We start from the raw sequence: 25385 nt of genomic DNA, 5'->3' as shown, positions 1-25385 counted from the left end.
ATTTAACCGTGGCTGATGGTGATACTTTCAATCGCAAGCGCCTCGGTTTGAGCGGCCTGTGGCGGCGTAATCGTCGCTGCCACTTGCTTCATCGCCCGAGTCAGTTGTGTCAGTTGCGCAGGGGTTATCACATAGGGCGGCATAATATAAATTAGGTTGGCAAAGGGACGTACCCATACGCCTAAGTCAACAAATTGCTGCTGCAGCGCCGCGGTATTGACCGCTTGGTGCATTTCGAGCACACCAACCGCGCCGAGCACGCGCACCTCTTTCACGCTTGGAATATCGATGGCATCGGCAAGCTCGCGCTGCATTTGCTGCTCGATGGCGGCAACTTGTGCTGGCCACTCCTGCTGATTGATTAAATCTAAGCTGGCGCAGGCGGCGGCGCAGGCGAGGGGATTGCCCATAAATGTGGGGCCATGCATAAAGACACCGGCGGGCGATTGGCTAATGCCTTGGGCGACGTTATCCGTACATAAGGTGGCGGCAAGGCTGATATAACCACCCGTTAAGGCTTTGCCTAGGCAGAGAATGTCGGGCGTGATATCGGCATGTTCATAGGCAAATAACTTACCGGTTCGGCCAAAACCCGTGGCGATTTCGTCGAGGATAAGCAACACATTAAATTCATCACACAGGGCACGCAGGCCGCGTAAATACTCGCTGCTGAAGAAGCGCATTCCGCCCGCGCCCTGCATAATGGGCTCGATAATTACGGCGGCAATTTCTTGATGTTGCTCGCGTAATATGCGCTGCATTGGCGCTAAATCATCCTGACGTAACGGCTCGCCGAAGGGCGTTTGCGGCGCGTCGACAAAACACTGCTTAGTCACAGCCTCGCCAAACATGGTATGCATGCCACCTTCGGGATCGCAGACACTCATGGCGGCGAAAGTATCGCCATGGTAGCCCTTCTTCACCGTGAGAATACGCTGTTTTTGGGCTTTTTGTGCTAAGGGCAAATCTTGCCCCTGCCAATATTGCAGCGCCATTTTGATGGCAACTTCGACGGCAATCGAGCCTGAGTCGCAGAGAAAGACTTTAGTGAGAGGCTCGCAGGTCATTGCCAGCAGTTTTTGGCAGAGTGTTATGGCGGGCTCATGGGTAATGCCACCAAACATCACATGGCTGAGTTGGTGCAGTTGCCGCTCCATCGCCGTTAATATCGCCGGATGTGCGTAGCCATGTACGCAGGCCCACCAAGAGCTGGTGCCATCGATAAGCTTACGGCCATCGACCAATTCCAGCTCGCAGCCTTGGGCACTGTGTACCCCAAAAACAGGAAGTGCGCGGGTCATGGAAGTATAAGGGTGCCAAATATGGGCGCTATCAAAATCAAAATCGAGTAAATTGCGCATAAAAGCTCACAGTGTTGATTGAAAATTAATCAGTGGTAAACCTGTATCACTGGTTGGCGTTGACAGTTTAAGGGCTGAGGTTATCCTAGCCAAGGTAAAATACAAAAATAAAAGGGTGTTCAATGTCGCAGTTGCAAGTTCGTCATGATTGGAAGCGGGAAGAAATCGAAGCCTTATTTGCGCTGCCGATGAATGACTTATTATTTAAAGCCCACAGTATCCACCGTGAAGTGTACGATCCTAACGAAGTGCAGATCAGCCGCTTACTGTCGATCAAAACCGGTGCTTGTCCTGAGGATTGTAAATATTGTCCGCAGAGTGCGCGTTACGACACTGGCCTTGAAAAAGAGCGTCTCTTAGCGATGGAAACCGTGCTCACCGAAGCGCGCAGTGCCAAAGCAGCTGGTGCTTCGCGTTTCTGTATGGGCGCCGCTTGGCGTAACCCGAAAGATAAAGACATGCCATACCTCAAGCAAATGGTGCAAGAGGTGAAAGCCCTCGGCATGGAAACCTGCATGACCTTAGGCATGCTAAGTGCCGAGCAAGCCAATGAGCTGGCTGATGCGGGCCTTGATTATTACAACCACAATTTAGATACCTCGCCTGAATATTATGGCGATGTGATCACCACCCGTACCTATCAAAACCGTTTAGATACCTTAAGCCACGTGCGTGCATCGGGCATGAAAGTCTGTTCTGGCGGTATTGTTGGCATGGGCGAAAAGGCCACCGACCGAGCGGGTTTATTGCAACAACTGGCGAATTTGCCTCAGCATCCCGATTCTGTGCCAATTAATATGTTGGTCAAAGTGGCGGGTACGCCCTTCGAGAAACTCGATGATTTAGATCCGCTCGAGTTTGTCCGTACCATCGCCGTGGCGCGTATTTTAATGCCTATGTCCCGTGTGCGTTTATCGGCGGGCCGCGAAAACATGACCGACGAATTGCAGGCCATGTGTTTCTTTGCGGGCGCAAATTCAATTTTCTACGGCTGCAAGTTGCTGACCACGCCAAACCCTGAAGAAAGTGATGATATGGGCCTGTTCCGTCGTTTGGGGTTACGCCCTGAGCAGGGCGCAGCCGCGACTATCGATGATGAGCAAGCAGTGTTAGCCAAAGCGTCGGCATACCAAGATAAAGCCTCGGCGCCTTTTTATGATGCGGCGGCGCTATAAGTAAGTCGCGATAAGCGTGAATTAGCGCTTAACGTTGAGAATTGAGTCGATTTCAGCATATGCCTGTTGGCATCGACTCACTCTCGCATTAAGTGTGATTCGCGGAGCTTATGTAGCTGAAAAACCGCTTCAGAGAATGAGTCCCAGCAAATGTTCTGCATGATCAAAAGTTTGAGCACAAAAGTATGAGTTTACTACTCGGGTCAAAACTGGGTGAAAAAATCCTAGCCCGCCAGCAAGCTTTAGCCGAGCAAGGTTTGCTAAGGCAGCGCAAAGCATTAGCGACGGATGCTTGTGTGAAAACCGATACAGACCCGCAGTTTCACTTTGAAGGTCAAACTTACCTCAACTTCAGCAGTAACGATTACTTAGGGCTCACCCGTGCTCCCGAATTGGTCGAGGCGCTGCACTGCGGCGCTAAACAATACGGCGTCGGTAGCGGTGCATCGCCACTGGTGACGGGCTATAGCGAGGCGCATTTAGCGCTAGAAACCAAACTGTGCCAGATAACCGGATTTGAGGCGGCGTTACTCTTTAGCTCTGGGTTTAGTGCCAATACTACCTTGTGTAAGACCTTGTTCGATAAGCAGGATGTGGTGTTGGCGGATAAGCTAGTCCATGCATCTATTATCGATGGATTGCGCGATAGTGGCGCGGATTTTAAGCGTTTTTTGCATAATTCCACCGAAAGCGCCGCACGTCTGTTAGCTAAGAATACAGTTTCGGCCCTGATCACTGAGAGTGTGTTTAGCATGGATGGCGACATTGCGCCGATTTTGGCCTTATCCGCACTCTGCCGCGCACACAATGCCTGGTTAATTGTCGATGATGCCCATGGCTTTGGCGTTGTTGATGCTGTGAGTGCTCAAGTTGAGTCTACTCCAGCTTCTAACCTTATAGATATCCAGATAGTGACCTTTGGCAAGGCATTAGGCTGTCAGGGGGCGGCGATTCTTGGTAGTCGGCAACTGGTTGAGTTTTTAGTGAGCAACGCGCGGGAATATATTTATTCCACCGCGCTGTCGCCCGCCAATGCCGCCTTGGCGTTGGCCGCGGTTGAATACAGTGAAGCCCATCCAGAGCTTAGGCAAAAATTGCAGAGCAATATCTCGCTGTTTAAGCAGTTGTGCTTCGATGCGGCCATTCCACTCCTGGGTAGCGACACGGCGATTCAACCTTTGATTATCGGTGATACTGCGCATACCTTGCTGGTGGCGGAAAAGCTAAAGGCATTAGGCATTTGGGTTGGGGCTATTCGTCCACCAACTGTGCCCATCGGCTCGGCAAGATTACGTATTACCTTAAGTGCATCCCATAGCGAGGCGGCTATACGGCGCTGCGTTAACGGGATTGCGCAAGTGCTGGCCGAAGTTGCACTACCTAGGATGTCTGAGCGTCCCGAACGGTAAACAATGTTCGCGATACTGCTAATGACTGACGTCTGATGGTTTGATGATAGTCGCCCAGCGCAGCGATGAATTAGGCTGCGACTAATTGTGGTTCGATTCTGATAATCCTGTTCAATGCCTTAATGTTGAGAGTGTGAGTATCAGAGTTTGATTTTAAAGTGAGAATAATCAGTGATGTCTATGCCGCTTGGCGTTAGCCTTAATCCCCATGAGCCTGCGAGTAAGGTGGATCATATTGCGCAGCGCTTTTCCGCCGCCGCGAAGAGCTATCAAGAGCATAACTGTTTGCAACGTTTAAGCGGCGCAAGTTTGTTGCAGGGATTTTCTGCCAAGGGCGCGATTCTCGATATAGGCGCAGGGCCGGGGACTGCTTTTGCTAACGGGGCCACGGGCGACGATATCAGGGTTTATGCCCTCGATATCGCCTTAGGCATGCTGCAACAGCTTAAAGCGACTTTCCCTGAGTATTTGTGTATTTGTGGCAATGCCGAGCAATTGCCCTTTGCCGATGCGAGTATCGACAGTATTTACTCCAATTTGGCCCTGCAATGGTGCCATGATTTTTCGGCAGCGACGAGCGAAATGGCCCGAGTGCTAAAAGTCGGTGGAGAAGCGCACCTGAGTATCGTGGCCGAAGGCAGCCTTGAGCAGTTATCGAATCTTGGCTTGCGGGTTAATGATTTCTTATCCTTTGAAAGCTTGCAAGCTGCCTTTGACTCTACGGATTGGCAACTTTTTGATGTCCAACTTGTACCAATGACCGTGTATTTTCAAGATCTTAAAGCCTTACTCTATTCCATTAAGGGCGTTGGTGCATCGGTACAATCTTCAGTACAGACCGTCAATACTTTCGACCCTAATCCTCATTTGAGGCAATTGCGTGGCCGCCGAGATTGGCTGGCTTTACAACAACGCGCAGAACGATTTCGTGAATCACAGGGCCTGCCTTTAACCTATCAGATCGCCCAATTTCGAGTACGTCGCCAAGGCGACTCGATATAAGGCTCCAAGCAACGGTTTGGCGACAGCTTAACAAGGAAAAATCATGTTTTTTGTAACAGGTACAGATACCGACAGTGGTAAAACCTTAGTGTCGACCGCGCTCTTGACCGCCTTCAACCGTGAGGCTGCTCGCACAGGCGCCGCGCACTTAAGTCTAGGGGTAAAACCTGTCGCATCGGGGTGTGAAATCACCGAGCTTGGTTTACGTAACGGTGATGCACTAAAGCTGATGTCGGCTTCCTCCCTTAAACTGACCTACGAGCAAGTCAATCCGATAAGCTTTGAACCTGCAATAGCCCCGCATATTGCTGCAAAACAGCTAGGCGTTAATTTATCCCCCGATGGGATTTTTGCAAAATTGGATAAACAGGCGTTTGCACAGGCTGATTTTTGCTTGATAGAAGGCGCGGGCGGCTGGCGTTTACCCTTAGGGGAGGGGCGCTATTTATCCGAGTTAGTGAAACAGCTTAACTTGCCAGTGATCCTTGTCGTAGGGATGAAACTCGGCTGTTTAAATCATGCTTTATTAACCCAAGAAGCGATATTAGCCGACGGCTTAACGATCGCTGGCTGGGTGGCAAATTGTGTCGATCCGAATATGAGTGTGTTCGACGAAAATTTAGCCACGCTCAAAGAGATGATGATATCGCCTTTTCTCGGATGTATTCCGCATCTTAAACAGGCGGATGCGGAGCATTCCGCCAATTTTATTGATATCCAGCCCTTATTAATGAAGTAGTGCCATTTAAGAGATAAGTGTAATAGAAAAACAGAGGCAATATCGGCCTCTGTTTTTGTTAGCGTAGATTTAATTTTATGTGATTAAAATTTAACGCGATAGCCAATATTAAAGGCAATGTCGGTGCTGTTATCCATATTGAAATAGTTTTCAATAATGGTGAACTCTATCGCACTATTATCTAAATAGTAACGGTAGCCGAGTAATATTTCATTCGAGGATTTAGAAAAATCATTTTCGGTTTCGAGTAAGCCTTGGTAATGGTGCAGTTCAATTAACCAGCCATGGCGCCCTGTGATATATTCGTAGCCGAGATTGACGGAATAGGCATGATTATCATAGCGGATCCCTGAAAGAACCTCATTACCCTGTCTAAAACTGACAGCCGCTGTAGAGTGAAAATGATGTTTTTCGTAACGGAAACTGTAATTTAACTGTAAAGCTTGTTCAAAGGCCTCATTTTCAAAGGGGCCTGAGTCCACATAGTTATAATATAAACTGCCCCCCAGAGATAAACCGTGATATTGGTTTTCAAACAATTGATAACCAACATAAAGGGTAATTGCATTATTCAGGGTTTCCCCTGAAATATTGTGTTGATTTATCCCATCCTTCGAGAAAATTTGATTCTGGTGTTTACCCGCATCTTCACGACCATTTTGACTAAACCCAAATGCATCATGAAACCACATGGTCACTGAGTCTAAGTGATTATCGCCGCTAAAACGCCAATGATAGCTAGTGTCTATCATCCATTTACCATTGATTTGCCAAGTTAGACCACCCTCGAGGGTATTATGGTAGTAATCGGCAAAATAATCATCGGTTTCAGCCCAAACACTGGCCGCACTCGCTGAGAGATGCAACTCTTTTTGTCCTTCGGGCAAGGAAAAGCCTGAACGTAGCATTGGGGTTAAACTGCCTGCTTGGGTAGGCGATTGCGCATAGGTCCGTAAGGGACCGTAATCGCTAAAATCGACAGTAGTAGCAAAGGCATTAGGTGCAAACAGTAAAGAAAGCACGAGGATTGGTTTAAAATTTGAAAATGGCATAGCTTAAATATCCATCTAGATGATTAGTTATCTAGATTTGATGGGTTGATGAAACTTGGTATTGTCGACCGATATTAACGGTTAATATAATTGTTAATTAAAATAGTTGAATTAACATATTATTAGTATTTAAATAAGCGTATAGCAGAGTAATACCAACGCGAGCCAAAACACACGTCCAATCATTGGCAGTGAACATAGGGCAAGTAAAATACTTACAATTAATAATATCGTCGTCGGCTTACGAAAGTACGCAGCATCTAATGTGGGTAACTTCATTTTTTCTCTGACATATTCATGAAGCAAAATAAAACTAATACTGAATATGGTGAGCGCAATAGATGGATATCTTGTGAGGAAGCGGAGTCTGCAAATATTCAGTTTTTGTGACGTGGGTACTATAACGCTATGGGGTAGGTGAGTAAATCTCAGGAGATCGCTAAATAGGGGCAAAAATTGGAACTGAAGTTCCCTATTTTTGTTAGATAAAATTAACCCTAGTTATTCCTAAGAAGTTATTCCGTAAAATAAGGTTATGAATAGATAAGATTAATGGCCTTACATTGCGGAGAATATCATCGTTAAGCTGAGCCAAGCGTAATAAAAAACGCCGTAAGTTCGGCGTTTTTTATGGTTTAACTTCTATCTAGCTTATTTGTCTAGGGCCAATCATCACTGTTCCAGCGATATAGCCAAGTGGCAGCGAGTGGCTTTTCGTCCTTACGTAGTTGAATTCTTAGCTCTGCCACATTGGTACTTTCTGGTTCAAAGGTCACGAAAACGCGGGCACCGTTGATATCAGGATGAGCCACTATGCGAGATGATAGAATTTTGCCTTTGTTGATACTGGCATCAATGGCAATTTTATCAATGTCTTGCGGCTTGATATTGCTGTAATCGATCAGCAGTTCTTTGCCCTTCGTTTGCTTTTGTCCCTTGGAGCTGCGAACCACTCTCGCCTTAGTGTTGGCACTGGGGCTATCGTTAGACGCTGTGATGCGATAGGAGTAACGATAGGGCTCGCCTTGTTTTAAGCCGCCCTGAGGCTCCCAATAGGTGACTATGTTATCGTTGGTTTCGGCGTTTGATGGGATTTCAAGCAGCACTAGCTGGCCTTTACCCCAATCGTTTAGCGGTTCAATCCATGCGGAAGGACGTTGCTGATAATTTGCGCTCAGATCCTCATAGTAATCGAAGTTGCGATGGCGCTGGATTAAGCCGAAGCCCTTAATGTCTTCGTCGCCAAAGGCGCTGATCTGCAATTTGTTGGGGTTATTGAGTGGACGCCATAAGCGTTCGCCATTGCCGCGATCAATTTGTAGTCCTTCGGAGTTATGCACCGCAGGGCGATAATCGGGCTTATCTGAGCTATCTAAACCGCCATAGAGGAACATAGAAGTCAGTGGTGCTAGGCCCACATGGGCGATGTCTCTGCGAGGAAATAAGGTGACATCCACTTCGACACGCGTTGGTGCGCCAGGGTAAATACCAAAGCGATAGGCACCAGTGACACTCTGACTGTCTAACAATGCATGTACCACAATGGCAGTTTGATACTTAGAAGGGCGTTCTACCCAGAAACGTTTAAATAATGGGTACTCTTCACCTTTGGGCTGGGCTACATCAATGGCCAGTCCACGGTTAGATAGACCGTAAATTTGCCCTTTAGACAGCGCTCTAAAATAGCTCGCGCCTTGGAACATGATGAACTCGTCTTTTACCTCATCGTCATTGATAGGGTAGTGCAGGCGCACGCCCGCATATTGGCCTACCTGAGTCAGTAGTTTTTCAATGGCACCGTTAGGGACGCTAAAGGAAGATTCCGTTAACTCGATGGGTAAGGCTTGGCTGTTTTCAACGACATCGATATCCACGAGGTTTTTGTATAAAAAACCGGGGGCAAAGAGTTGTACCGAAAACTTAGTGGGAGTTCCGCCCCAAATCGCAGCGTTTTCCTGATAATTGATTTTGCTGTAGGTGGCGTAATCGAGATCGATTAATTCCTTAGGGGCCTTTCTGGCTTCTTTGAAGGGTTTTTGTGCCAGTTGTTGGGCAAGCTCAATGACTGTGTCATGGGAGAAGGCCTTGGCTTTTTTCTCTGGGGTCGAGTCGGCGCCATAGGCGGGCACTAAACTGCTGATGCCCAGTATACAAGCGAGTAAAGAACCGAGAAAAAACGTAGGTTGGGTCGATTTTCGCGGTGTGATGGGGGTTAAATGGTTGAATGTAGAATGCAGTCGCAAAATAGATACTCCTCACTTTCATGGGCTAAGGCGCAAAATTGGCACTAATAATTTGCCCAAAACTCCCGATTTATAAATCACTTAGAATGCAATAGTACGGGAGGTGTTTAGGGGTGAATAAAAATTTAATCTTGTTAATCAAAGTGTTCGACAACGAAATTAGAGCAGTTACTTAAGTGACGCAAGTGTTTTCTCCCCCAATATTTGGGCGAACGCAGTGCCGTCAAACACTTAAGTCACGCTATGCTCGTGTAAAACCCGGCGCGCTTAAAGATTAGTAGGGAACAATCTTGGCTCCCTATATCGTATTTATTGGCATTCCATAGCCTGATGAGCTTGCTCATCGATTCATATTTGGTGAGTTATTGTAGCCGATTTTGGCGGAGAGCGCCGCCGAATCGGTCTTATTTCAGCAAATGGGATAAATCGCTGCCCACAGGGATAGGGATTTCTTGCTGCTCGCCACAGAATAAATAGGCGGGATTGTCACCTAGGAGGGATAAAGTTTCTCCCTGACGCCAGAGTGCGCTGCCCTCGACGATTCCGACGACTGGTGTAATGGGATCGACGCGAGTAAATTCGAGTAAGCGCTGGGCGCGGGTTTCGCCATTATGTCCCGGAGCGCGGTAGTTCGAATAATGTGGATTTAACTGAAATGGCACTATGTTTAGCGCAGTAAACGAGGGGGGCTCGATAATTGGCATATCGTTGGTGGTGCGAATGCTCAATCCTGATACGTTAGAGCCAGCGCTCCAGCCAATGTATGGCTTACCACTCATCACTTCTTCACGGATAAGATGCACTAAATCGTACTTATATAGCTCGTGCAGTAAATGGAAGGTGTTGCCACCACCAATCAAAATGCCATCGGCATCTTTAATCGCTTGGCGCGGATCAGGATGTTGGTGAATGCCGCTGATATCGAGCCTAAGTTCGCTTAATCCCGCCACGACTGAGGCTAAATAAGTGTCGTAACTCATGCTGACGCCAGCATAGGGAATAAAAATCCATTTTTGGGCGTTAGTGGTGAGCGGTTTGATAAAAGGAATTGCATGGGAAAGATAGGGCGTATCACCGACGCGAGAACTGCTCAGCAGTAGGGCATTGACTGTCATTTTTTTTATCCTGAAATTTCGGAATGTGCTGGCATGTTAACAAAGTTTAATCACGATAAACATAGATAAACACACATGAATTTGGCTGTAACGCTGACAGAGCCTAGATTTAAGTTTAGATTAATACACTGTCCCTAGACTCACGAGCCATGAAAGGCAATGTCTAAATTGAGAGAAAAATTAGCGAGTAGAAAAACTCTTATCTTTACCCCTTGAATTTCGATTAATTGGACATATTATGTCTTTGAGCAAAGTTAAATGGCATGTGTTTGCCGTAAAGGAGCTGAAATGAAGCGTATTTTTTTATTAATTGCGACTAACCTAGCCGTGTTGCTGGTAGCCTCAATTGTGATGTCTATTCTGGGCGTGAATACGTCGACTATGGGTGGACTGTTAGTGTTCGCTGCGATTTTTGGATTCGGCGGAGCCTTCATCAGCTTAGCCATTTCAAAATGGATGGCGAAAAAGACTATGGGCTGTGAAGTGATCACCACGCCACGTGATAGCACTGAGCGTTGGTTATTGGAGACGGTTGCCCGTCAAGCGCAGCAAGCTGGGATTAAAATGCCAGAAGTGGCAATTTACCAATCGCCAGAAATGAACGCCTTCGCCACTGGCCCAAGCAAAGACAACTCATTAGTTGCCGTGAGTACCGGTCTGTTATACGGCATGAGCCAAGACGAAATTGAAGGGGTACTCGCCCACGAAGTGAGCCACGTTGCGAACGGCGATATGGTGACACTGACCTTAATTCAAGGTGTAGTGAACACTTTTGTTATCTTCGCGGCGCGTGTTGTTGCCGGCATTATCAACAACTTCGTATCGAGCAACGATGAAGAAGGCGAAGGTTTAGGCATGTTCGCTTATATGGCGGTCGTGTTTGTCCTCGACATGTTGTTTGGTATTTTGGCATCAATTATCGTGGCTTACTTCTCACGTATCCGTGAATACCGTGCAGACGAAGGTGCGGCGCGTTTAGCGGGTAAGCATAAGATGATTGCAGCACTTGAGCGTTTACGCCAAGGCCCTGAAAGCTCGGCAATGCCAGCACAAATGTCAGCCTTTGGTATTAACGGCAAACGTTCAATGGCCGAGCTGATGATGAGCCACCCGCCATTAGAAAAGCGTATCGCAGCCTTACAAACTCGTTAATCGAGTAGAAAAAATTACAAAAAGGAGACCTAGTGTCTCCTTTTTTATTGGGGCTTTTCTTTTTCTTCGGATTAGGTTAGGGCTGTTTTAAGTTGTGAATCATAGGTTGATTCGATGTAAAACTCTTATATAAGCATGTGGTTACATGATGCAGCGCACATTTTACCCCTAAGTATATTGATAAAGTTACTTTGCATAAGATTGGGTTGCTTATTACTCAATCCTTAGCTAAGTTAAATCGAGTCGTGCTATTTACATTGGTTGCGAGATGGAAGTCACCCTGACAAGAATTTCCACTGTCAATCACCATTGGAGGATACAATTGTGAGCAAAAAACTATTAAGTGTGCTTTTCGGGGCAAGTCTTGCAGCGCTAGCGCTGTCACCAACCGCATTTGCCGCGGATCAAAAATTATCAGACTTCCATGCTGAGTCAGGAGGTTGTGAAAGCTGTCATAAGGATGGTACGCCTTCTGCTGACGGTGCTTTCGAATTTGAACAATGTCAAAGCTGCCATGGTTCTTTGGCGGAAATGGACGCAGTACATAAGCCACACGATGGCAACTTAGTTTGTGCTGACTGTCACGCACCACACGATATGAACGTAGGTCAAAAACCTACCTGTGAAAGCTGCCATGACGATGGTCGTACTTCAGAATCTATCCTGAAGAAATAAGTCTTTCTGCAGTATAAGCTTTATAAAAAAACGCCAGCGATTGCTGGCGTTTTTTATATTCATCTTTTAGTTCACTCGTCCTTTGGTTGCCCTTGGATAAGCTTATTACCTGAAAACATGGCTGAAATGATGCCAGGTTGGCGTTTGATTTCGGTATAGACCACAACAAACACATGCAGCACTATGAGGAGTATCAACAAGTACACGGCGTAAACGTGTACTTCACCTGCAAGTCCTTTTATGGGCTTGAGTGCGTTGGCTTTATCTGTATCAACGCCAGTGGCATCGTAGGGTTTTAAGCTACTGGGCTCAACATCCGCAGCCGCTAAATAACTTTGCACTGTGCTGCCGAGGGGCGGATAGTAAATATCTGTACCAGCACGAATAAGGCCGGTTAGCATGATAGTGACTAACAAAAGCATAATGGCGAGTACGGCAAATTTCCCCTTAGGATTGTGTCCTAGGTATTGGGGATTTTTCCCCGCGGCAAGCTCCACTTTATAGGTTTCTAGCTCGGCCATGCTGTTAGCGTTGGGGAACATATGGCTAAAGCGGGCGTATTTATTGCCCATAAAACCCCAAATAAGGCGGATCAGTAAATTAAGCGCAAACCCATAGCCAATGATCACGTGCAGGGTTTTAAGGCCAATCTTGCCTGAGAGTTCGGTAATGCCTAAGTTGCTGCGAAACATCATCATGCCGCCAACGATGAGTAGGGCGAGCACGAGAATAAGATTGATCCAATGAAAGAGGCGGGTTGGTCTGTCCCATACCCGATATGATTTCATTTCGACTGGGGTTGGCTGATGGTTGGACATGATATTTCCTTATAGTTTGTGTCGTTTTATTTTACGCCTTTGAAATGTGAATAGCGCATTATTTTCAGTTTAAATTCAGCCTTCTGATTGACAATGTTCAGTGCTAAAGTTGCAGAAGTTTTTGATTTGCGTACGGTAAATATTTTTATCGTAAGTCTTTTGAATCTGTTTTATCTAATGCTAATATCGTGTACACGGTAGACTTGGAAGTCTATTGAACGGATGTTGAAGTGGTATTGAGAGATGTTTTCCCTCTCAAAATGAATAATCGTTAACCAGACAGGGAGTGAGCAGGATGTTCAAAATATTACATTGGATTGTAGTGTCAAGATCACAAGTGCTGATGGAATTACTGGCCGGCCGCTGGCCACAGGAATTTCTGGTGAAGTTGTCGCAGGTGAATCCTGACGAGATGTGTGAGCAAATCAAGGATAACCAAGCCTCCATGGTGGTGATAGACCTTTCCACTGTCGACCTTCAGAAAGCCTATCAATTTCAACGCCTGCTTGCCCGCGAACACCAGAGTGTGCGAGTCGTCTATATCCAATTCCCTAAGCAGGTTGATGCCCGTTTTTTGATGCAAGCCTCGACGACAGCTGGGGTATTTTATCTCGATGCGGGACTGACTGAGATCAGTCTTGGTTTGTCCAACATTCTGCGTGGACACAGAGTGATCCCTATCCAATTGGTAAACGGGGTGAATGATGACTTTGGACTCTTCGAAGATACCGAGCCATTGACCATACGTGAGCGTGAAGTGTTACAAGCCTTGCTTTCTGGCAGCACTAACCTTGACATCGCTAATCAATTGTTTGTGAGTGAGAGCACCATTAAGACCCATCTTTACCGCGTATTCCGTAAGATTGGTGTGTCGAGCCGTGGTCAGGCGATTGCCTGGGCACAAACCTATTTACACGATGTGGTGGTGTAACGCATTTTTGATTGATCGCTAAGCCAATATGCAATGGAACTAAACTTCTATCAAGCCAAGGTTTAATCAAACTAATAAGCAAATAAAAGGGGCAATCGCCGATACGATTGCCCCTTTTGTACTTTATGCTTTAAGAATTAATTCGTTATAGATTAACGACCTAACCAAGCCTTCAATTTATCTTTGTCTGTGATAGCTAGTGAAACCGTATCCTTGGGCGCGGCGGTAATAGTAAGTTCTCCCGTCATCAATTCATCGCGTCTAAACCAATGCAGGCTTAGGTGTTGTCCGAGTGGGTATTGCTGAAGTTGCGCTTCAAATTGACCTGTCACCTGTAGATTATCCGCCGCAATTAAGATATCTCCGGCGCTTAAGCCCGCGAGGTGCGCAGGGCTGCCTTGGGCGACCGTGGTTACTTTAAGGCCGATTGGTGCGGCTTGCGTCTTAGCGCCAAAGGCAATCTCATACCCTTTGGCCGAGCCTCCGCCGACATCCTGCGCCCCATTACTCGCGCGTAACGTAAACTCAACCCCAAACTCGGCCAGTAGCGGTGAGAGCGGAATATCGTCGGTATTGTCTAAATAGGCGAAGAGATCTTGGCAATCGCGCCCCAATAAGCGTTCAACAATCCTTTGATGACATTTATCCGTGGTGCCGCGATTTTGCAGGGCATATTCCTGCCACAGAATGGTCATTAGATCGTCGAGATTGTATTTTCCTTGAGTCTCGCTTCTGAGGGTTAAATCCAGATACAGGGCAAACAGGGCGCCCTTAGTGTAATAGCTGATAATTGCGTTTTGGGCGTTCTCATCCTGCTTGTAGAACTTAGTCCAAGCGTTAAAACTCGAGTCCTTAATGCTTTGTTTAAAGCGGCCTTGACTGCGGTATACCCGGGTAAAGGTTTCGCTCAGCATATCTAAGTAGCTTTGCTCATCGACTAAGCCTGCGCGATAGGTAAGGAAATCATCATAATAGGAGGTGATGCCCTCATAGGCCCACAGCTGCGGCGTATAGGTTTCCGCCTCGAGTTGATAGGGTAAGAAGCATTCTGGCTTGATGCGCTTAACGTTCCAGCTGTGGAAATATTCATGGCTGCAGAGCGATAAATAGGTGCGGTAGTCATTATTAATCGGCGCATCCATTGACAGCGGTAAATCCTTGCGCGAGCACATGAGTGCCGTCGATGCCCTGTGTTCCAAACCTCCAAAGCCATTGTCGAGCACTGTTGTCATAAACAGATAACGTTCAAAGGGCGCTGGCGTGCCAAACAGCTTGATTTGATACTCGCAAATCGCCTTTAAATCTTGGCAGAGTCTCGGCATATGGGCGCGGTGGCGACCGTTTAGTACGATATCGTGTCTTACGCCACAGGCTTCAAAACTGGCGTGGGTGAATAGCCCCATTTCAACCGGATGATCGATAAGTTCGTCATAGCTTTGCGCGCAAAACTCACCAAAGGCAAATTCATCACCGCTTTGACGTGTCATGCTAGTGGCGAGTCGCCATTCGCTTAGGCTTGGCTCGGTCGGCGCCGCCATTGTTACTTTGTGTAAACTAGCCTCAAAGCCGTGGGCGGCTAAAAACACACTGCTGCCGTTAAAGAAACCGTGGGTCATATCGAGGTGCGCGGTGCGTACCGACAAGTCCCAAGCATAAACTTGATAGGTTAAAGTAAGTTGGGTGCTTTGATGTTCGACCGACCAGGTTTGTTTATCTAGTTGAGTGAGCTTAAGCGGTTCGCCGTTAGCGCCTGTGGCTTTGAGATCGATAATGTTCTTGGCAAAATCCCGCACCATATAACTGCCGGGAAGCCACGCGGGCAGGCTAAAAACTTGCCTAGGGTGAGGCTTTTGTACCGTCATGGTGACGGCGAACAAGTGCGCCTTGGGATCGACGGGAATGATGTGATAGTGGATCATAATTTATCCTGTAAAACCGATGCGTTTTAATGGGCGTCATGCTGCCAAAAATGCGCACAACAGGCAAATGAAACGCAAAATATCTGGAGACACAAAGCGTTGAATTGCTAGTATACTATCCCAATTAACCCAAGGAGGACTCCCCATGGCCGAAGAAACCATTTTCAGCAAAATTATCCGCCGCGAAATTCCCGCTGACATCCTGTATCAAGACGAGCTGGTGACCGCATTTAGAGACATCTCACCAAAGGCGCCAACCCATATTCTGATTGTGCCGAATCATTTGATCCCAACTGCAAATGATATGAAAGCCTCGGATGAACCTGCACTCGGCCGGATGATGACAGTGGCGGCTAAACTGGCGGCAGAGGCGGGGATTGCCAAAGATGGTTATCGTTTGATCATGAACTGCAACAAACATGGCGGACAGGAAGTGTACCATATCCATATTCATCTCGTTGGCGGAGAGCCACTGGGACCCATGCTGAGCCAAGGTCAATGAAGGTCAATCCCGAGTTTTTCCCGCTGACTCAAATGGCGCAGCGATTTGTCGATCAGCTCGCCCAGTGCCGTCGCTTAGGGTTAACCGTGCTCGAAGCCAGTGAGCACCATGTACTGATTGAGTTGCCCTATAGCACTGAGTTAATTGGTTATCCCGATACGGGCGTGATTCACGGCGGGGTGATCACCACCCTGATGGACACTGCCTGTGGCAGCGCCGTGGTGAGTGCGATTTTTCAAAAATATCAATCTCTAGAGATTTCGCCCACCCTCGACTTACGGGTCGATTATATGAAGCCCGCGCAGCCCCATAAGCCAGTTTATGGCTTTGCCGAGTGTTATAAGTTGTCATCCAATATCGCCTTTACGCGAGCCATCGCCTATCAGGACAGCATTGATGATCCTATCGCCCATGCGGTGGGCTCCTTTATGCGCATCAGCCCTGAAATGGTGGGCGATGCCTTTAGACAAGCCTTGATGGGAGAAGCCGTGCTGCCTTTAGGAGAGACAGATGAACTCAAATAAGCCGACCGAGCCGAAAACCCTCGATGTGCAGGGAATTGTAAAACGCGCCACCGAGCTGAACGACTTTGGTCATCTACTCGAACATGTGCCTTATGCTAAGTTTATTGGCATGAAGGTCGAGCGTTTTGGCGATGAGCTGATTTTCAAACTCCCTGCCAAGGACGATAATATCGGTAATCCAATCCTGCCCGCGATTCATGGCGGGGTGATTGCTGGTTTTATGGAAATGTCAGCCATAGTGCAATTAATGGTGTTTATGCAAACGGCAAAAGTGCCAAAAGTAGTCGATTTCTCCATTGATTACCTTCGTGCTGGCCTGCATAAGGACAGCTTTGCAGAATGCCGTATCACCCGTCAGGGTCGACGGGTCGCCAATGTGAACATCAATTGTTGGCAAACCAATCGTAAGCAGTTGATCGCAACCGCAAGGGCGCACTTTTTGATCGATTAATCGCGAGGGTGGGGCAAGATGAGTACGTTAAGCATAAGTTCAGCTGGCGTCGCGTAGTGTCATTGCCCATCCGTTGTTCGGCACCTAGGTTTTTGTGAGTGAGGGAAAACAAAATGAAAGCAATTTACAGTGGATTAATCTTGGCTGCAGCACTGACACTCGGCGCCTGCACCAATACGGCGGGTATTTCGGTGAACTCTCTGGGAGAAACCCGCGTTGATAACAACAGCTTCGCCCGTGATATCAGTGTTGAAGGGGTTGAGGCGCGCCGCGTTGGCGATCTGATCCAAGGTTCGGCGTTGATCGTCAGCAAGTCCTCAAGCGATATGCGAGTGCAATACAAGTTCACTTGGTATGACGCCAGCGGCTTTACCATCGAAGATGAAGCTACCAGTTGGAAATCGGTGAAATTACACGGCAAACAACAGCTACAAGTGTCGGCCGTGGCTCCAAATGCGCAAGTGGCGAACTTCGATGTTTATGTGCGCGAGACTTATTCAAACTAATGTTTTGCGAATGTTAGTGTGAATGTGAGTGTGGGCTAAAGAAAATTGCAGTATTTAGTTACGCCAACCCTGAGTCGATATCGATTAAACGGCCATTAAGCCAAAAAATGCCAGCAATGCTGGCATTTTTCATTTCTAAGTGTCTTTCTTTCCTGCTTGTCATGTATACTTAGCGCCGCCAAGGGGTGTTTGCCAACAAAGTGGCAGACTGAGATGTCATCAGACGAACCCTTAGAACCTGATCCGGCTAATACCGGCGTAGGAATGGGCCAATCAACAGCACACTTCTGAATCGCTTATTCGTTGCCGGATCTCAAACATGTATTTGAGGTCCTATGTCTAACAAAAAGTCTACCAAGAGTTCCACCTTCTCCTTATCGTTAACGCGTGCGCCATTAGCGCTGGCCATTTCGGCGGCATTAAGCACGGCCGCATGGGCGCAAACCGATGCTATCGATAAACCTGAGCCTAGCAATGATATGGAAATCATGGTGGTGACGGCGGATTTTCGCAGTGCCAGTTTAGAGAAAATGCCATCGAGCATTACCGTTATCGATGCCCAGCAAATTCAAGATGAAAGTGCCCAGCACTTTGAAGACGTGATGAATTCCATCGCCAACTTCAACTGGTCGGGTGGCAGCTCACGTCCTAAGTATTTCCAGATCCGCGGCGTAGGAGAGCAGGAGCAATATCAAGGTGCGCCTAACTCATCTGTAGGTTATATCATTGATGATATTGATTTATCTGGTATCGGCATGGTGTCGAGCATGTACGATCTGCAGCAGGTCGAAGTGTTACGCGGCCCGCAGGGTACTCGCTATGGCGCCAATGCGTTAGCAGGCTTGATTTACCTAAAGAGCAACGACCCGACCGATGTGTTTGAACATGGCGCCGAGGTCTCTTTAGGTAATGATGACCTCCAAACCTTCAGCGGTTTTAGCTCAGGGCCGTTAACCGATTCGGGTAAATTGTTGTACCGCGTGTCGTTGCAGCAACATCAACAAAACGGTTATCGCGATAATCTCTATTTAAATAAAGAAGATACCAATGGTCGTGATGAATTTACTGGCCGCGCTAAATTACGCTGGTATGCCACCGATAATCTGCAACTCGATTTAACTCTGCTGCATGCCGATTTTGATAATGGCTACGATGCCTGGAGCTTAACTAACGATCCTAAACATACTATTTCGGATCAGCCGGGTGTCGATAGCCAGCGCACCACGGGCGCAGGATTTAAAGCAACTTACTCGGGCGCTGAGTCGTTTGAATTAACCTCGCTGACTTCATTTGCCAATACCGATCACCATTATAGCTACGATGGCGATTGGGCTAACCCTGAATATTGGGCCTCCAAGCAATGTGAGGATGAGGGCAATCTCGCCCCTTGTCAGTACGATTACTTCTGGGACAAAACCGGTCAGCGTAAAACCTTATCCCAAGAGTTCCGTTTAAGCTCGACCGACCAAGGCCGTATTTTTGCCGGCTCAACCGACTGGTTACTTGGGGTTTATGCGATGAACCTTAAAGAAGATAACCAACTGTATTCTGAATATAATACTTGGCCCGATGAGGTGTTAGATTCCGAATATGAAGCAACTAATTACGCCGTATTTGGTCAGCTGGATACGGATTTAGGCGCCGATTATGCCTTGTCTGTGGGGCTGCGGGTTGAGCGTCGCAATAGCCATTACTCAGACACCAATAATGATAATTTTGACCCTAGCGAAACCATGTGGGGCGGCCATATTGCGCTGAGCAAAGTGCTGAATGAATCCCATAATGTGTACGCCAGAGTGGCGCGCGGTTACAAGGCGGGCGGTTTTAACATGACCTTGCCAGTCGAACTCAATGATAAAAAAGAGTTTGATACCGAAACCCTATATAACTACGAAATCGGTCTTAAATCCCATTGGTTTGAAGGGCTTATCGACACTAATCTGGCGCTGTTCTATATGGACAGACAGGATCAGCAAGTGGCCGCATCCCAGCAAGATCCTAACAAGCCACAACGCTTTATCCTCTACACTGAAAATGCGGGTAGCTCACACAACTACGGTGCGGAGTTGGACGCCACTTGGTATGCCACCGATAATCTCCAGTTTTACTCAAGCCTAGGTTGGTTAGAGACGGCGTACGGCGATTACCAGTACCAAGATAAATACGGTAGCGATGTGGATTTAACTGGCCGCGATTTGGCCCATTCACCACACTTAACCTACAGCTTAGGCGGCACCTATCGTGCGAACTCGGGTTGGTTTGCCAACGTCAACATGAGTGGTAAGAGTGAGTTTTATTACTCAGACAGCAACGACTCGCGCTCTGAGCCATACACCATAGTGAATGCGCGTGTAGGTTACGAGGCGAGTGCTTGGTCGGCTTATTTATGGGGCCACAACCTGTTCGATGAAGAATATGGTGTGCGTGGTTTCTATTTTGGTAATGAGCCGGATAACGGCTGGGCGGAAAAGCAATATATCCGCTACGGCGACCCACGCCAAATTGGGGTCACACTAAACGTTAAGTTTATGTAATCCCTTAAAATGATACATCAGATGTCAGGTTGTGCTCGCTCATTGCGTCACCGCCTGACGATTGCATTATTAGCATTTGACCCAAGGAGTGAAGATGAAACTCACCGCTGAAATTAGCATGTATCCCTTTCATGAAAATTATCTCGACCCGATCAAATGGTTTATCCATCGCTTGGACAGTTACCCAAGGATTCAACGTGTTACCAATGCTATGGCGACGCAAGTGTGTGGCGACTATCAAGACGTGATGGCAATGTTAGCGACCGAGATGCAAGCCGCCCATGAAAAATGGGGTAAAGCGGTGTTTGTATGTAAGTTTATTGGTGGTGAGCTGAATTTAGCCCACAGCGAGTAACGCCCTGAGTTAACTTGAACGCTAAAGCGAAGTGGTTCAAGCAAGCGATATAGAGTGAGAGTAAGGCAATGACAGAATTATGGTTAACGCTGGTCAATAGTGTTAATGCAGCCCTAGGGGAAGTCCATGTGATGACCGCATGGGAAGCCTTAGCTGTGGTATTGGCCATGGCCTATTTGCTACTGGCCATGAAGGCAAGCGTTTGGTGCTGGGCGGCGGCATTTACCAGCACGGCCATTTACACTGTCTTATTTTGGAAAGTGGCACTGCTGATGGAGTCGGTGCTGAATATTTATTATATGGCTATGGCACTCTATGGTTACTGGCTCTGGACCCAAGGCGGCGATAAGCATCAAGGGGTGAAAGTGACTACTTGGCCGCTGAAAACCCATTTAAAGTTGATTGTCGCGACTGGTATTGTCTCCCTTGGCGTTGGCCATGGGATGGCAACCTTTACTCAGGCCTCTTTTCCCTACCTCGATGCGGCGACCACTTGTTTTGCGGTGATGACGACCTATTTAGTCGCCAAAAAAGTGTTGGAAAATTGGCTGTATTGGGTGGTTATCGATTTGGTATCGATTTACCTTTACCTCAGTAAGGGACTGATGCTGACCTCCTTATTATTCGTGCTCTACGTTGGCCTAGCGGTTGTCGGCTATTTCCTCTGGCGCGCCACCCTTGCCGATAGCCGCAATCCCCACATTGAGTCGAGCGCTGCAAAACTACTCGGCTAACTGCGGCAGATATCAACAGATGATGGCCAATACACAGGGGCTGCGAATGCCTAATACGCTATTTAACATGATTGTTGTGGTAAGCCGCTAATGCCGCCGATTATTGGGCAGGACAAGGATGCGCTGCTTGCGGTATTAGCACAGGCTGGGCTTACTGATATCAGGCAAATCCAGCCGTTAGCGGATGGATTAAGTAACCACAACTATCATATCGAGACACCGACGGCACATTATGTCTTACGAGAAAACGCCGATGCTGCCGACAGCTTTTGTTCACGGGAGCAAGAGTTGTTTTATTGGCGCCATCTTGCCAAGGCAAAGCTTGCCCCCGAGTTACTGTGGGTGAGTGGCGATCAGCGTTATTACCTAAGCGAATTTATCTTTGCGCAATCTCTACCAAGCCTTCCCATAGCACATCCGTTTGCACCGCTGATGGAGGATATTGAGGGCAGGGCAAATCTGGTTACCGAAAAGGCTATTTCGGCAAGTGGTATTGATCGACTTGAGCAACCCCAGGTGCCACGCGAGCCAAGTATGGCATCATGTTATCTAGATCTGAGCCTGCAAAACTTAAGCTCGAAAGAATTAAGCTGGAAAGAATTAGAGTCTCAATGCAGTGCGGCAACCTTTGGCCTAGGTGAAGCGCACATTGAGGCTTGGTTGCAGTCTAATGCTGATATCAAGGGCGCAGCAGACAAGCAGGCTTGGTATCAGTCCGAACGGCTCGCCTTATTAGAAGCCTTAACGCCGAATCGCGCCCACAGCCTATTACTGCAATTGCTGCAACAGCTTCGCGAGCAAGCGACTGGGCCGTACCACATCAGTATCACTGAACAATGGCAGGAATATCACGCGCAGTTGTTAGCCTTTGCCGCAGTTGGTAACTGCGAGGCGTGGCAGAGCCGATTGGCGCAATTACTCAGCATACAAACGCAGATCCATGGCTGGACGGCGACCTTAGCCGATTGTTTAGTCGCGGCGCAATTTTGCCATCGCGACTTAAATCCCCATAATCTGCTGCTTAAAGATAACCAGTTGTATTGCATCGACTTTGAGTATGCAACCACCTCCCATCCACTGTGTGAGCTGGCCGTTGTGCTCGCCACTCACCAATTAACGCCTGCGCAGCGGTATCTGTTAGTGCGGCAGTATCTGGCAGGGCACCCCGGCTTAACCTCGGATGCCATTAAGGCGATACCCGCCGCCATCGAGATGTATTGGGTGTTTGCCGTGTATTGGGCATTATTGATGGCGGCGCACACCCATGGCGAGCGGCAGCAGGAATACTTCGACTGGTTCGATCATTTTTGGCCACTTATCAGCCACGCATCTTAAGTATTTTGTTTCTCACTGCCACTGCTTGGTTATGTTTGTTGTGTTAAAAAATAAACTTTCCATTAACCTCAGTGTCATAGGATGACCAAGGCTGAACGGATGCAAATTGATGAAAAAAGGTGTGTTGTTACTGGTGTTGCTGTTTGGCTTAACGGCCTGCTCGACCAAATTTAGTTATCATTTTCTCGACTGGGCCATAGGTTGGGAGTTGGATGACTATGTCAGCCTAGATAAAAACCAGCAAAAGGTCGTCGATGGGCTTATCGACAAGTTTGTGCTTTGGCACCAATCCGAAGAACTCGGTCATTATGTGGCACAGCTAACCGAAGTTGAGCAGCAGATCCAAACCAATACCTTAACTCCCGCGCTGTGGGCCGAGCATGTCACACTCGCCAAGCGGCATTGGTTTCGGTTATTTGAGTTTGCGCTGCCGGAAATGTTGCCGATTATCTCATCGTTAACCGATGAACAGGTGAAGCAAATTCTTACCCAGTCGCGAAAAGACGAGCAGGAATTGATTAAGGAATTTGCTGGTAAAACCCCTGAGCAGTTACAGCTGGAGGCCGATGAGAATCTTATCGAGCAATTCGATGACTGGTTGGGTAGCGTAACGGATGAGCAAAAAACGCTTATTCATCAATATAATCAACAGCGACTGTCGACCTTAGATATGTGGCTCGATTACCGCCACGAATGGCTGCGCCAATTTGAAGTTGCCCTCGGGCAGCGCAGCGATATTCCGCTGCTGACCGAGCGATTGACCCTGCTGATGACGCGCCCTGACGAGCTTAAGTCAGAAAAACATCGCGCCATTTTAAGGCAAAATACCGAAGCATTCGGCGGCTTGTTACTCACTATCAATGCCAGTCTGTCGCCTAAGCAGTCCAAGCATTTTTATAAAAAGCTGAACAAACTTATTCAAGATCTTCGTGAATTAAATCAAGAGGGGATCGAAAAAGTAGTAGAAGCCCCGAAAGATTAATCCCTAAGCCAAGGTCTATTGGGCGACTCCATCTAATTCTGAGATTGCCCATGTCCCTTGTTAACCTTTATCAAAAATTCCTCAATGTGTGCCGTTATGGTGAGGGCCTTGCCCCCTTAGCCCTTCGGCTTTATCTCGCGCCAGTGTTAATGCAGGCTGGTTATAACAAACTCGCACACTTTGAAGACACAGTAGCTTGGTTTGCTAATCCCGACTGGGGACTGGGTTTACCTATGCCGACGTTAATGGCGGCGCTGGCGGCGAGCACTGAGTTTTTTGGTGCGTTTTTATTACTCGTTGGCTTAGCGACGCGGCTGATCTCTATCCCTTTGATGGTAACCATGCTGGTGGCGGCGTTTACTGTGCATTGGCCTAATGGTTGGCTGGCGATTGCCGATGGCAGTTCATGGCTCGCCAATGAGCGGGTGCTCAAGGCGGGTGATAAGCTGGATAAGGCTAAATCCCTGTTACAGGAATACGGCAATTACGATTGGTTAACCAGTTCGGGTAACTTGGTGGTGTTGAATAATGGTATTGAGTTTGCGGCGACCTATTTCATTATGCTGCTGGCACTCTTAAGCTTGGGAGGTGGGCGTTATACCAGTCTGGATTACTTTATCGCTAAGCGTTATGGCGTAAAGTAAGCCGAGCGATGTTGCTTGCAATACTTTCAATCCCACCCTAGCGTGGGATTTTTTTTACCTCTTTAGCCGCAATTTGCTATGCTTGAGCCAATTTATACGCACCCATTTTTAAGAACAGGGATAATCACTTGGACGCTATCGAACTTTTACTCACCCGCCAATCCACCCCTAGATTAACCGCGCCTGCACCCAACGAGGGCGAGCTTAAAATCATTTTAGATGCGGCGATTCGAGTGCCAGATCATGGCGCCTTAGCTCCGTGGGAATTTATTATTGCTACAGGCCAAGGGTTAGACATCTTAGCGGATATCTATGTCAACGCGGCCAAAGCCAGCGGCGCCGATGAAGATTTTATCAATAAAGCCAAAGGGATGCCGATGCGCGCGCCAATGGTGATTACGGTTGTGGCGAAAACCCAACAACATCCTAAAGTGCCAGTGCTTGAGCAGCAAATCGCAGCGGGCTGCGCTACGATGGCAATGCAGCAGGCCGCGTTTGCCTTAGGATTAGGCGCAGTGTGGCGCACGGGGGATTTTGCCTTTGATGCCAATGTAAATGCGGCATTAGGCTTAGCACCAGAGGATCAAATCGTTGGCTTTTTATACGTTGGCACCCCTGCAGTAGCCGCACCGAAAAAACCGCAAAAGGATGGCAGCCAGTACGCCCGTTACCTATAACCTAGTTTATCCCCTTTGAATGGGAGTCCTTAGTATGCAAATTGCCCAAACCCCAAGATTACTGCTGCGGCAGTTAACGCCCGATGATGCGTCATTTATTTTGGTATTACTCAACACCCAAGGATTTATCGACAATATCGGAGATAAGGGCGTGCGTAGTTTGCAGGATGCCAAGGACTATATCGCCAATGGCCCAGCGATTAGCTATCGCGAGCATGGTTTCGGCTTGTTTGCTGTGGTGCTGGCCGAAAATGGCTTTCCGATTGGCATTTGCGGCCTGATTAAACGGCCGACGCTGGCGGACGTGGACTTAGGCTATGCCTTTTTGCCGCAGTATTGGGGTAAAGGTTATGCGCTTGAAGCCGCTAAGGCCTCTCTGGAGTTTGGTAAAACCTTAGGGATTGAACGGATTGTCGCGATAGTCAGCCCGCATAATCAGGCCTCTAAGTCGCTGCTGAATAAATTGGGCATGTCGTTTGAAACCCAGTTGCAGCTTACCCCTAACGATACGCCAGTGGAGCTGTTTAGCTAAGCATTGGTTTCATTTGTC

At 47.8% G+C, this 25385-nt stretch carries 25 protein-coding genes and 1 riboswitch; of the genes, 19 read left to right on the top strand and 6 right to left on the bottom strand.

From position 1 onward, the window contains the following. Positions 1-2: 2 nt before the first annotated feature. The gene (gene bioA / locus ACK5NH_RS03405; RefSeq protein WP_416917805.1) at positions 3-1361 is read right to left on the bottom strand and encodes an adenosylmethionine--8-amino-7-oxononanoate transaminase; all 1359 of its coding nucleotides are present in this window, start codon (positions 1359-1361) and stop codon (positions 3-5) included. A gap of 122 nt (positions 1362-1483) precedes the next feature. Between bioA and bioB the strand changes: the two genes are divergently transcribed. The 4 genes from bioB (at position 1484) to bioD (ending at position 5686) form a co-directional block, all read left to right on the top strand. Next, a complete protein-coding gene (bioB, locus tag ACK5NH_RS03400; RefSeq protein WP_416917804.1) occupies positions 1484-2536 on the top strand; it encodes a biotin synthase BioB in 1053 nt (350 codons plus the stop codon). A 185-nt stretch (positions 2537-2721) separates the two neighbouring features. Further along, positions 2722-3945: an aminotransferase class I/II-fold pyridoxal phosphate-dependent enzyme gene (locus ACK5NH_RS03395; protein ID WP_416917803.1), complete on the top strand. Its 1224-nt coding sequence runs from the start codon at positions 2722-2724 to the stop codon at positions 3943-3945. 174 nt (positions 3946-4119) lie between these two features. After that, complete coding sequence (gene bioC, locus ACK5NH_RS03390) at positions 4120-4947, top strand: malonyl-ACP O-methyltransferase BioC (protein WP_416917802.1); 828 nt, start codon at positions 4120-4122, stop codon at positions 4945-4947. Between the two features lie 43 nt (positions 4948-4990). Further along, positions 4991-5686: a dethiobiotin synthase gene (gene bioD / locus ACK5NH_RS03385; protein WP_416917801.1), complete on the top strand. Its 696-nt coding sequence runs from the start codon at positions 4991-4993 to the stop codon at positions 5684-5686. Between the two features lie 83 nt (positions 5687-5769). On the opposite strand, the gene ACK5NH_RS03380 is transcribed toward bioD, so the two are convergent. From ACK5NH_RS03380 to pepE, 3 genes are all read right to left on the bottom strand, one after another. After that, positions 5770-6738 carry a DUF3187 family protein gene (locus tag ACK5NH_RS03380; protein ID WP_416917800.1) on the bottom strand — a complete coding sequence of 323 codons (969 nt, stop codon included), beginning with the start codon at positions 6736-6738 and terminating at the stop codon, positions 5770-5772. A gap of 659 nt (positions 6739-7397) precedes the next feature. Continuing rightward, positions 7398-8981 (bottom strand): glucan biosynthesis protein G, encoded by a 1584-nt coding sequence (locus ACK5NH_RS03375; protein WP_416917799.1) that lies wholly within the window; start codon positions 8979-8981, stop codon positions 7398-7400. 404 nt (positions 8982-9385) lie between these two features. Continuing rightward, positions 9386-10096: a dipeptidase PepE gene (gene pepE, locus ACK5NH_RS03370; protein ID WP_416917798.1), complete on the bottom strand. Its 711-nt coding sequence runs from the start codon at positions 10094-10096 to the stop codon at positions 9386-9388. A 288-nt stretch (positions 10097-10384) separates the two neighbouring features. Between pepE and htpX the strand changes: the two genes are divergently transcribed. Then, a complete protein-coding gene (htpX, locus tag ACK5NH_RS03365) occupies positions 10385-11248 on the top strand; it encodes a protease HtpX (protein WP_416917797.1) in 864 nt (287 codons plus the stop codon). A gap of 324 nt (positions 11249-11572) precedes the next feature. After that, positions 11573-11923: a tetraheme c-type cytochrome CctA gene (cctA, locus tag ACK5NH_RS03360; RefSeq protein WP_416917796.1), complete on the top strand. Its 351-nt coding sequence runs from the start codon at positions 11573-11575 to the stop codon at positions 11921-11923. Between the two features lie 71 nt (positions 11924-11994). Here the strand turns inward: cctA and ACK5NH_RS03355 are convergent, their stop codons facing one another. After that, a complete protein-coding gene (locus tag ACK5NH_RS03355; RefSeq protein WP_416917795.1) occupies positions 11995-12741 on the bottom strand; it encodes a cytochrome b/b6 domain-containing protein in 747 nt (248 codons plus the stop codon). Positions 12742-13036: 295 nt separating this feature from the next. Between ACK5NH_RS03355 and ACK5NH_RS03350 the strand changes: the two genes are divergently transcribed. After that, entirely contained in the window at positions 13037-13672 is a 636-nt protein-coding gene (locus ACK5NH_RS03350; protein ID WP_416917794.1) for a LuxR C-terminal-related transcriptional regulator, read from the top strand. A 152-nt stretch (positions 13673-13824) separates the two neighbouring features. On the opposite strand, the gene ACK5NH_RS03345 is transcribed toward ACK5NH_RS03350, so the two are convergent. After that, complete coding sequence (locus tag ACK5NH_RS03345) at positions 13825-15591, bottom strand: M61 family metallopeptidase (RefSeq protein WP_416917793.1); 1767 nt, start codon at positions 15589-15591, stop codon at positions 13825-13827. A gap of 145 nt (positions 15592-15736) precedes the next feature. On the opposite strand from ACK5NH_RS03345, the gene hinT reads away from it, so the two are divergent. From hinT to ACK5NH_RS03285, 12 genes are all read left to right on the top strand, one after another. Continuing rightward, positions 15737-16093, top strand: coding sequence for a purine nucleoside phosphoramidase (gene hinT, locus ACK5NH_RS03340; RefSeq protein ID WP_011623075.1), 357 nt, complete (start codon positions 15737-15739; stop codon positions 16091-16093). After that, entirely contained in the window at positions 16090-16617 is a 528-nt protein-coding gene (locus ACK5NH_RS03335) for a PaaI family thioesterase (RefSeq protein ID WP_416917792.1), read from the top strand. Before hinT ends, ACK5NH_RS03335 begins: the two co-directional genes overlap by 4 nt. Further along, positions 16604-17068, top strand: coding sequence for a PaaI family thioesterase (locus tag ACK5NH_RS03330; protein WP_133178148.1), 465 nt, complete (start codon positions 16604-16606; stop codon positions 17066-17068). The genes ACK5NH_RS03335 and ACK5NH_RS03330 overlap by 14 nt, the downstream gene beginning before the upstream one ends. Positions 17069-17181: 113 nt before the next feature. Further along, entirely contained in the window at positions 17182-17574 is a 393-nt protein-coding gene (locus ACK5NH_RS03325; protein ID WP_416917791.1) for a YcfL family protein, read from the top strand. Positions 17575-17745: 171 nt separating this feature from the next. Then, positions 17746-17856: riboswitch (TPP riboswitch) on the top strand. A 53-nt stretch (positions 17857-17909) separates the two neighbouring features. Then, complete coding sequence (locus tag ACK5NH_RS03320) at positions 17910-20108, top strand: TonB-dependent receptor (RefSeq protein WP_416917790.1); 2199 nt, start codon at positions 17910-17912, stop codon at positions 20106-20108. A gap of 94 nt (positions 20109-20202) precedes the next feature. Beyond that, positions 20203-20463, top strand: a complete 261-nt coding sequence (locus tag ACK5NH_RS03315; protein WP_416917789.1) for a YkoF family thiamine/hydroxymethylpyrimidine-binding protein — start codon at positions 20203-20205, stop codon at positions 20461-20463. Between the two features lie 68 nt (positions 20464-20531). After that, positions 20532-21197 carry a nicotinamide riboside transporter PnuC gene (gene pnuC, locus ACK5NH_RS03310; RefSeq protein ID WP_416917788.1) on the top strand — a complete coding sequence of 222 codons (666 nt, stop codon included), beginning with the start codon at positions 20532-20534 and terminating at the stop codon, positions 21195-21197. 90 nt (positions 21198-21287) lie between these two features. Continuing rightward, a complete protein-coding gene (locus ACK5NH_RS03305) occupies positions 21288-22532 on the top strand; it encodes a phosphotransferase (protein ID WP_416917787.1) in 1245 nt (414 codons plus the stop codon). A 109-nt stretch (positions 22533-22641) separates the two neighbouring features. Next, a complete protein-coding gene (locus ACK5NH_RS03300; RefSeq protein WP_416917786.1) occupies positions 22642-23514 on the top strand; it encodes a DUF6279 family lipoprotein in 873 nt (290 codons plus the stop codon). A gap of 50 nt (positions 23515-23564) precedes the next feature. After that, positions 23565-24158 carry a DoxX family protein gene (locus ACK5NH_RS03295; RefSeq protein ID WP_416917785.1) on the top strand — a complete coding sequence of 198 codons (594 nt, stop codon included), beginning with the start codon at positions 23565-23567 and terminating at the stop codon, positions 24156-24158. Between the two features lie 128 nt (positions 24159-24286). Beyond that, positions 24287-24835, top strand: a complete 549-nt coding sequence (locus ACK5NH_RS03290) for an NAD(P)H nitroreductase (protein ID WP_416917784.1) — start codon at positions 24287-24289, stop codon at positions 24833-24835. A gap of 34 nt (positions 24836-24869) precedes the next feature. Next, positions 24870-25367: a GNAT family N-acetyltransferase gene (locus tag ACK5NH_RS03285; protein ID WP_416917783.1), complete on the top strand. Its 498-nt coding sequence runs from the start codon at positions 24870-24872 to the stop codon at positions 25365-25367. Positions 25368-25385: the final 18 nt, after the last annotated feature.

The organism is Shewanella sp., from assembly GCF_047975355.1.
Lineage (GTDB): Bacteria > Pseudomonadota > Gammaproteobacteria > Enterobacterales > Shewanellaceae > Shewanella.
This window is presented reverse-complemented; position numbering and strand designations above follow the sequence as displayed.

Excerpts from the sequence above, each read along its gene's own strand:
- ACK5NH_RS03350 (WP_416917794.1), top strand. The coding sequence starts at position 13,037 with ATGTTCAAAATATTACATTGGATTGTAGTGTCAAGATCACAAGTGCTG.
- ACK5NH_RS03305 (WP_416917787.1), top strand. The coding sequence starts at position 21,288 with ATGCCGCCGATTATTGGGCAGGACAAGGATGCGCTGCTTGCGGTATTA.
- htpX (WP_416917797.1), top strand. The coding sequence starts at position 10,385 with ATGAAGCGTATTTTTTTATTAATTGCGACTAACCTAGCCGTGTTGCTG.
- ACK5NH_RS03300 (WP_416917786.1), top strand. The coding sequence starts at position 22,642 with ATGAAAAAAGGTGTGTTGTTACTGGTGTTGCTGTTTGGCTTAACGGCC.
- ACK5NH_RS03345 (WP_416917793.1), bottom strand. The coding sequence starts at position 15,591 with ATGATCCACTATCACATCATTCCCGTCGATCCCAAGGCGCACTTGTTC.
- ACK5NH_RS03320 (WP_416917790.1), top strand. The coding sequence starts at position 17,910 with ATGTCTAACAAAAAGTCTACCAAGAGTTCCACCTTCTCCTTATCGTTA.
- hinT (WP_011623075.1), top strand. The coding sequence starts at position 15,737 with ATGGCCGAAGAAACCATTTTCAGCAAAATTATCCGCCGCGAAATTCCC.
- ACK5NH_RS03285 (WP_416917783.1), top strand. The coding sequence starts at position 24,870 with ATGCAAATTGCCCAAACCCCAAGATTACTGCTGCGGCAGTTAACGCCC.
- ACK5NH_RS03380 (WP_416917800.1), bottom strand. The coding sequence starts at position 6,738 with ATGCCATTTTCAAATTTTAAACCAATCCTCGTGCTTTCTTTACTGTTT.
- ACK5NH_RS03335 (WP_416917792.1), top strand. The coding sequence starts at position 16,090 with ATGAAGGTCAATCCCGAGTTTTTCCCGCTGACTCAAATGGCGCAGCGA.
- bioC (WP_416917802.1), top strand. The coding sequence starts at position 4,120 with ATGTCTATGCCGCTTGGCGTTAGCCTTAATCCCCATGAGCCTGCGAGT.
- ACK5NH_RS03295 (WP_416917785.1), top strand. The coding sequence starts at position 23,565 with ATGTCCCTTGTTAACCTTTATCAAAAATTCCTCAATGTGTGCCGTTAT.
- ACK5NH_RS03395 (WP_416917803.1), top strand. The coding sequence starts at position 2,722 with ATGAGTTTACTACTCGGGTCAAAACTGGGTGAAAAAATCCTAGCCCGC.
- ACK5NH_RS03330 (WP_133178148.1), top strand. The coding sequence starts at position 16,604 with ATGAACTCAAATAAGCCGACCGAGCCGAAAACCCTCGATGTGCAGGGA.
- pepE (WP_416917798.1), bottom strand. The coding sequence starts at position 10,096 with ATGACAGTCAATGCCCTACTGCTGAGCAGTTCTCGCGTCGGTGATACG.
- ACK5NH_RS03315 (WP_416917789.1), top strand. The coding sequence starts at position 20,203 with ATGAAACTCACCGCTGAAATTAGCATGTATCCCTTTCATGAAAATTAT.
- ACK5NH_RS03325 (WP_416917791.1), top strand. The coding sequence starts at position 17,182 with ATGAAAGCAATTTACAGTGGATTAATCTTGGCTGCAGCACTGACACTC.
- bioB (WP_416917804.1), top strand. The coding sequence starts at position 1,484 with ATGTCGCAGTTGCAAGTTCGTCATGATTGGAAGCGGGAAGAAATCGAA.
- pnuC (WP_416917788.1), top strand. The coding sequence starts at position 20,532 with ATGACAGAATTATGGTTAACGCTGGTCAATAGTGTTAATGCAGCCCTA.
- ACK5NH_RS03355 (WP_416917795.1), bottom strand. The coding sequence starts at position 12,741 with ATGTCCAACCATCAGCCAACCCCAGTCGAAATGAAATCATATCGGGTA.
- bioA (WP_416917805.1), bottom strand. The coding sequence starts at position 1,361 with ATGCGCAATTTACTCGATTTTGATTTTGATAGCGCCCATATTTGGCAC.
- bioD (WP_416917801.1), top strand. The coding sequence starts at position 4,991 with ATGTTTTTTGTAACAGGTACAGATACCGACAGTGGTAAAACCTTAGTG.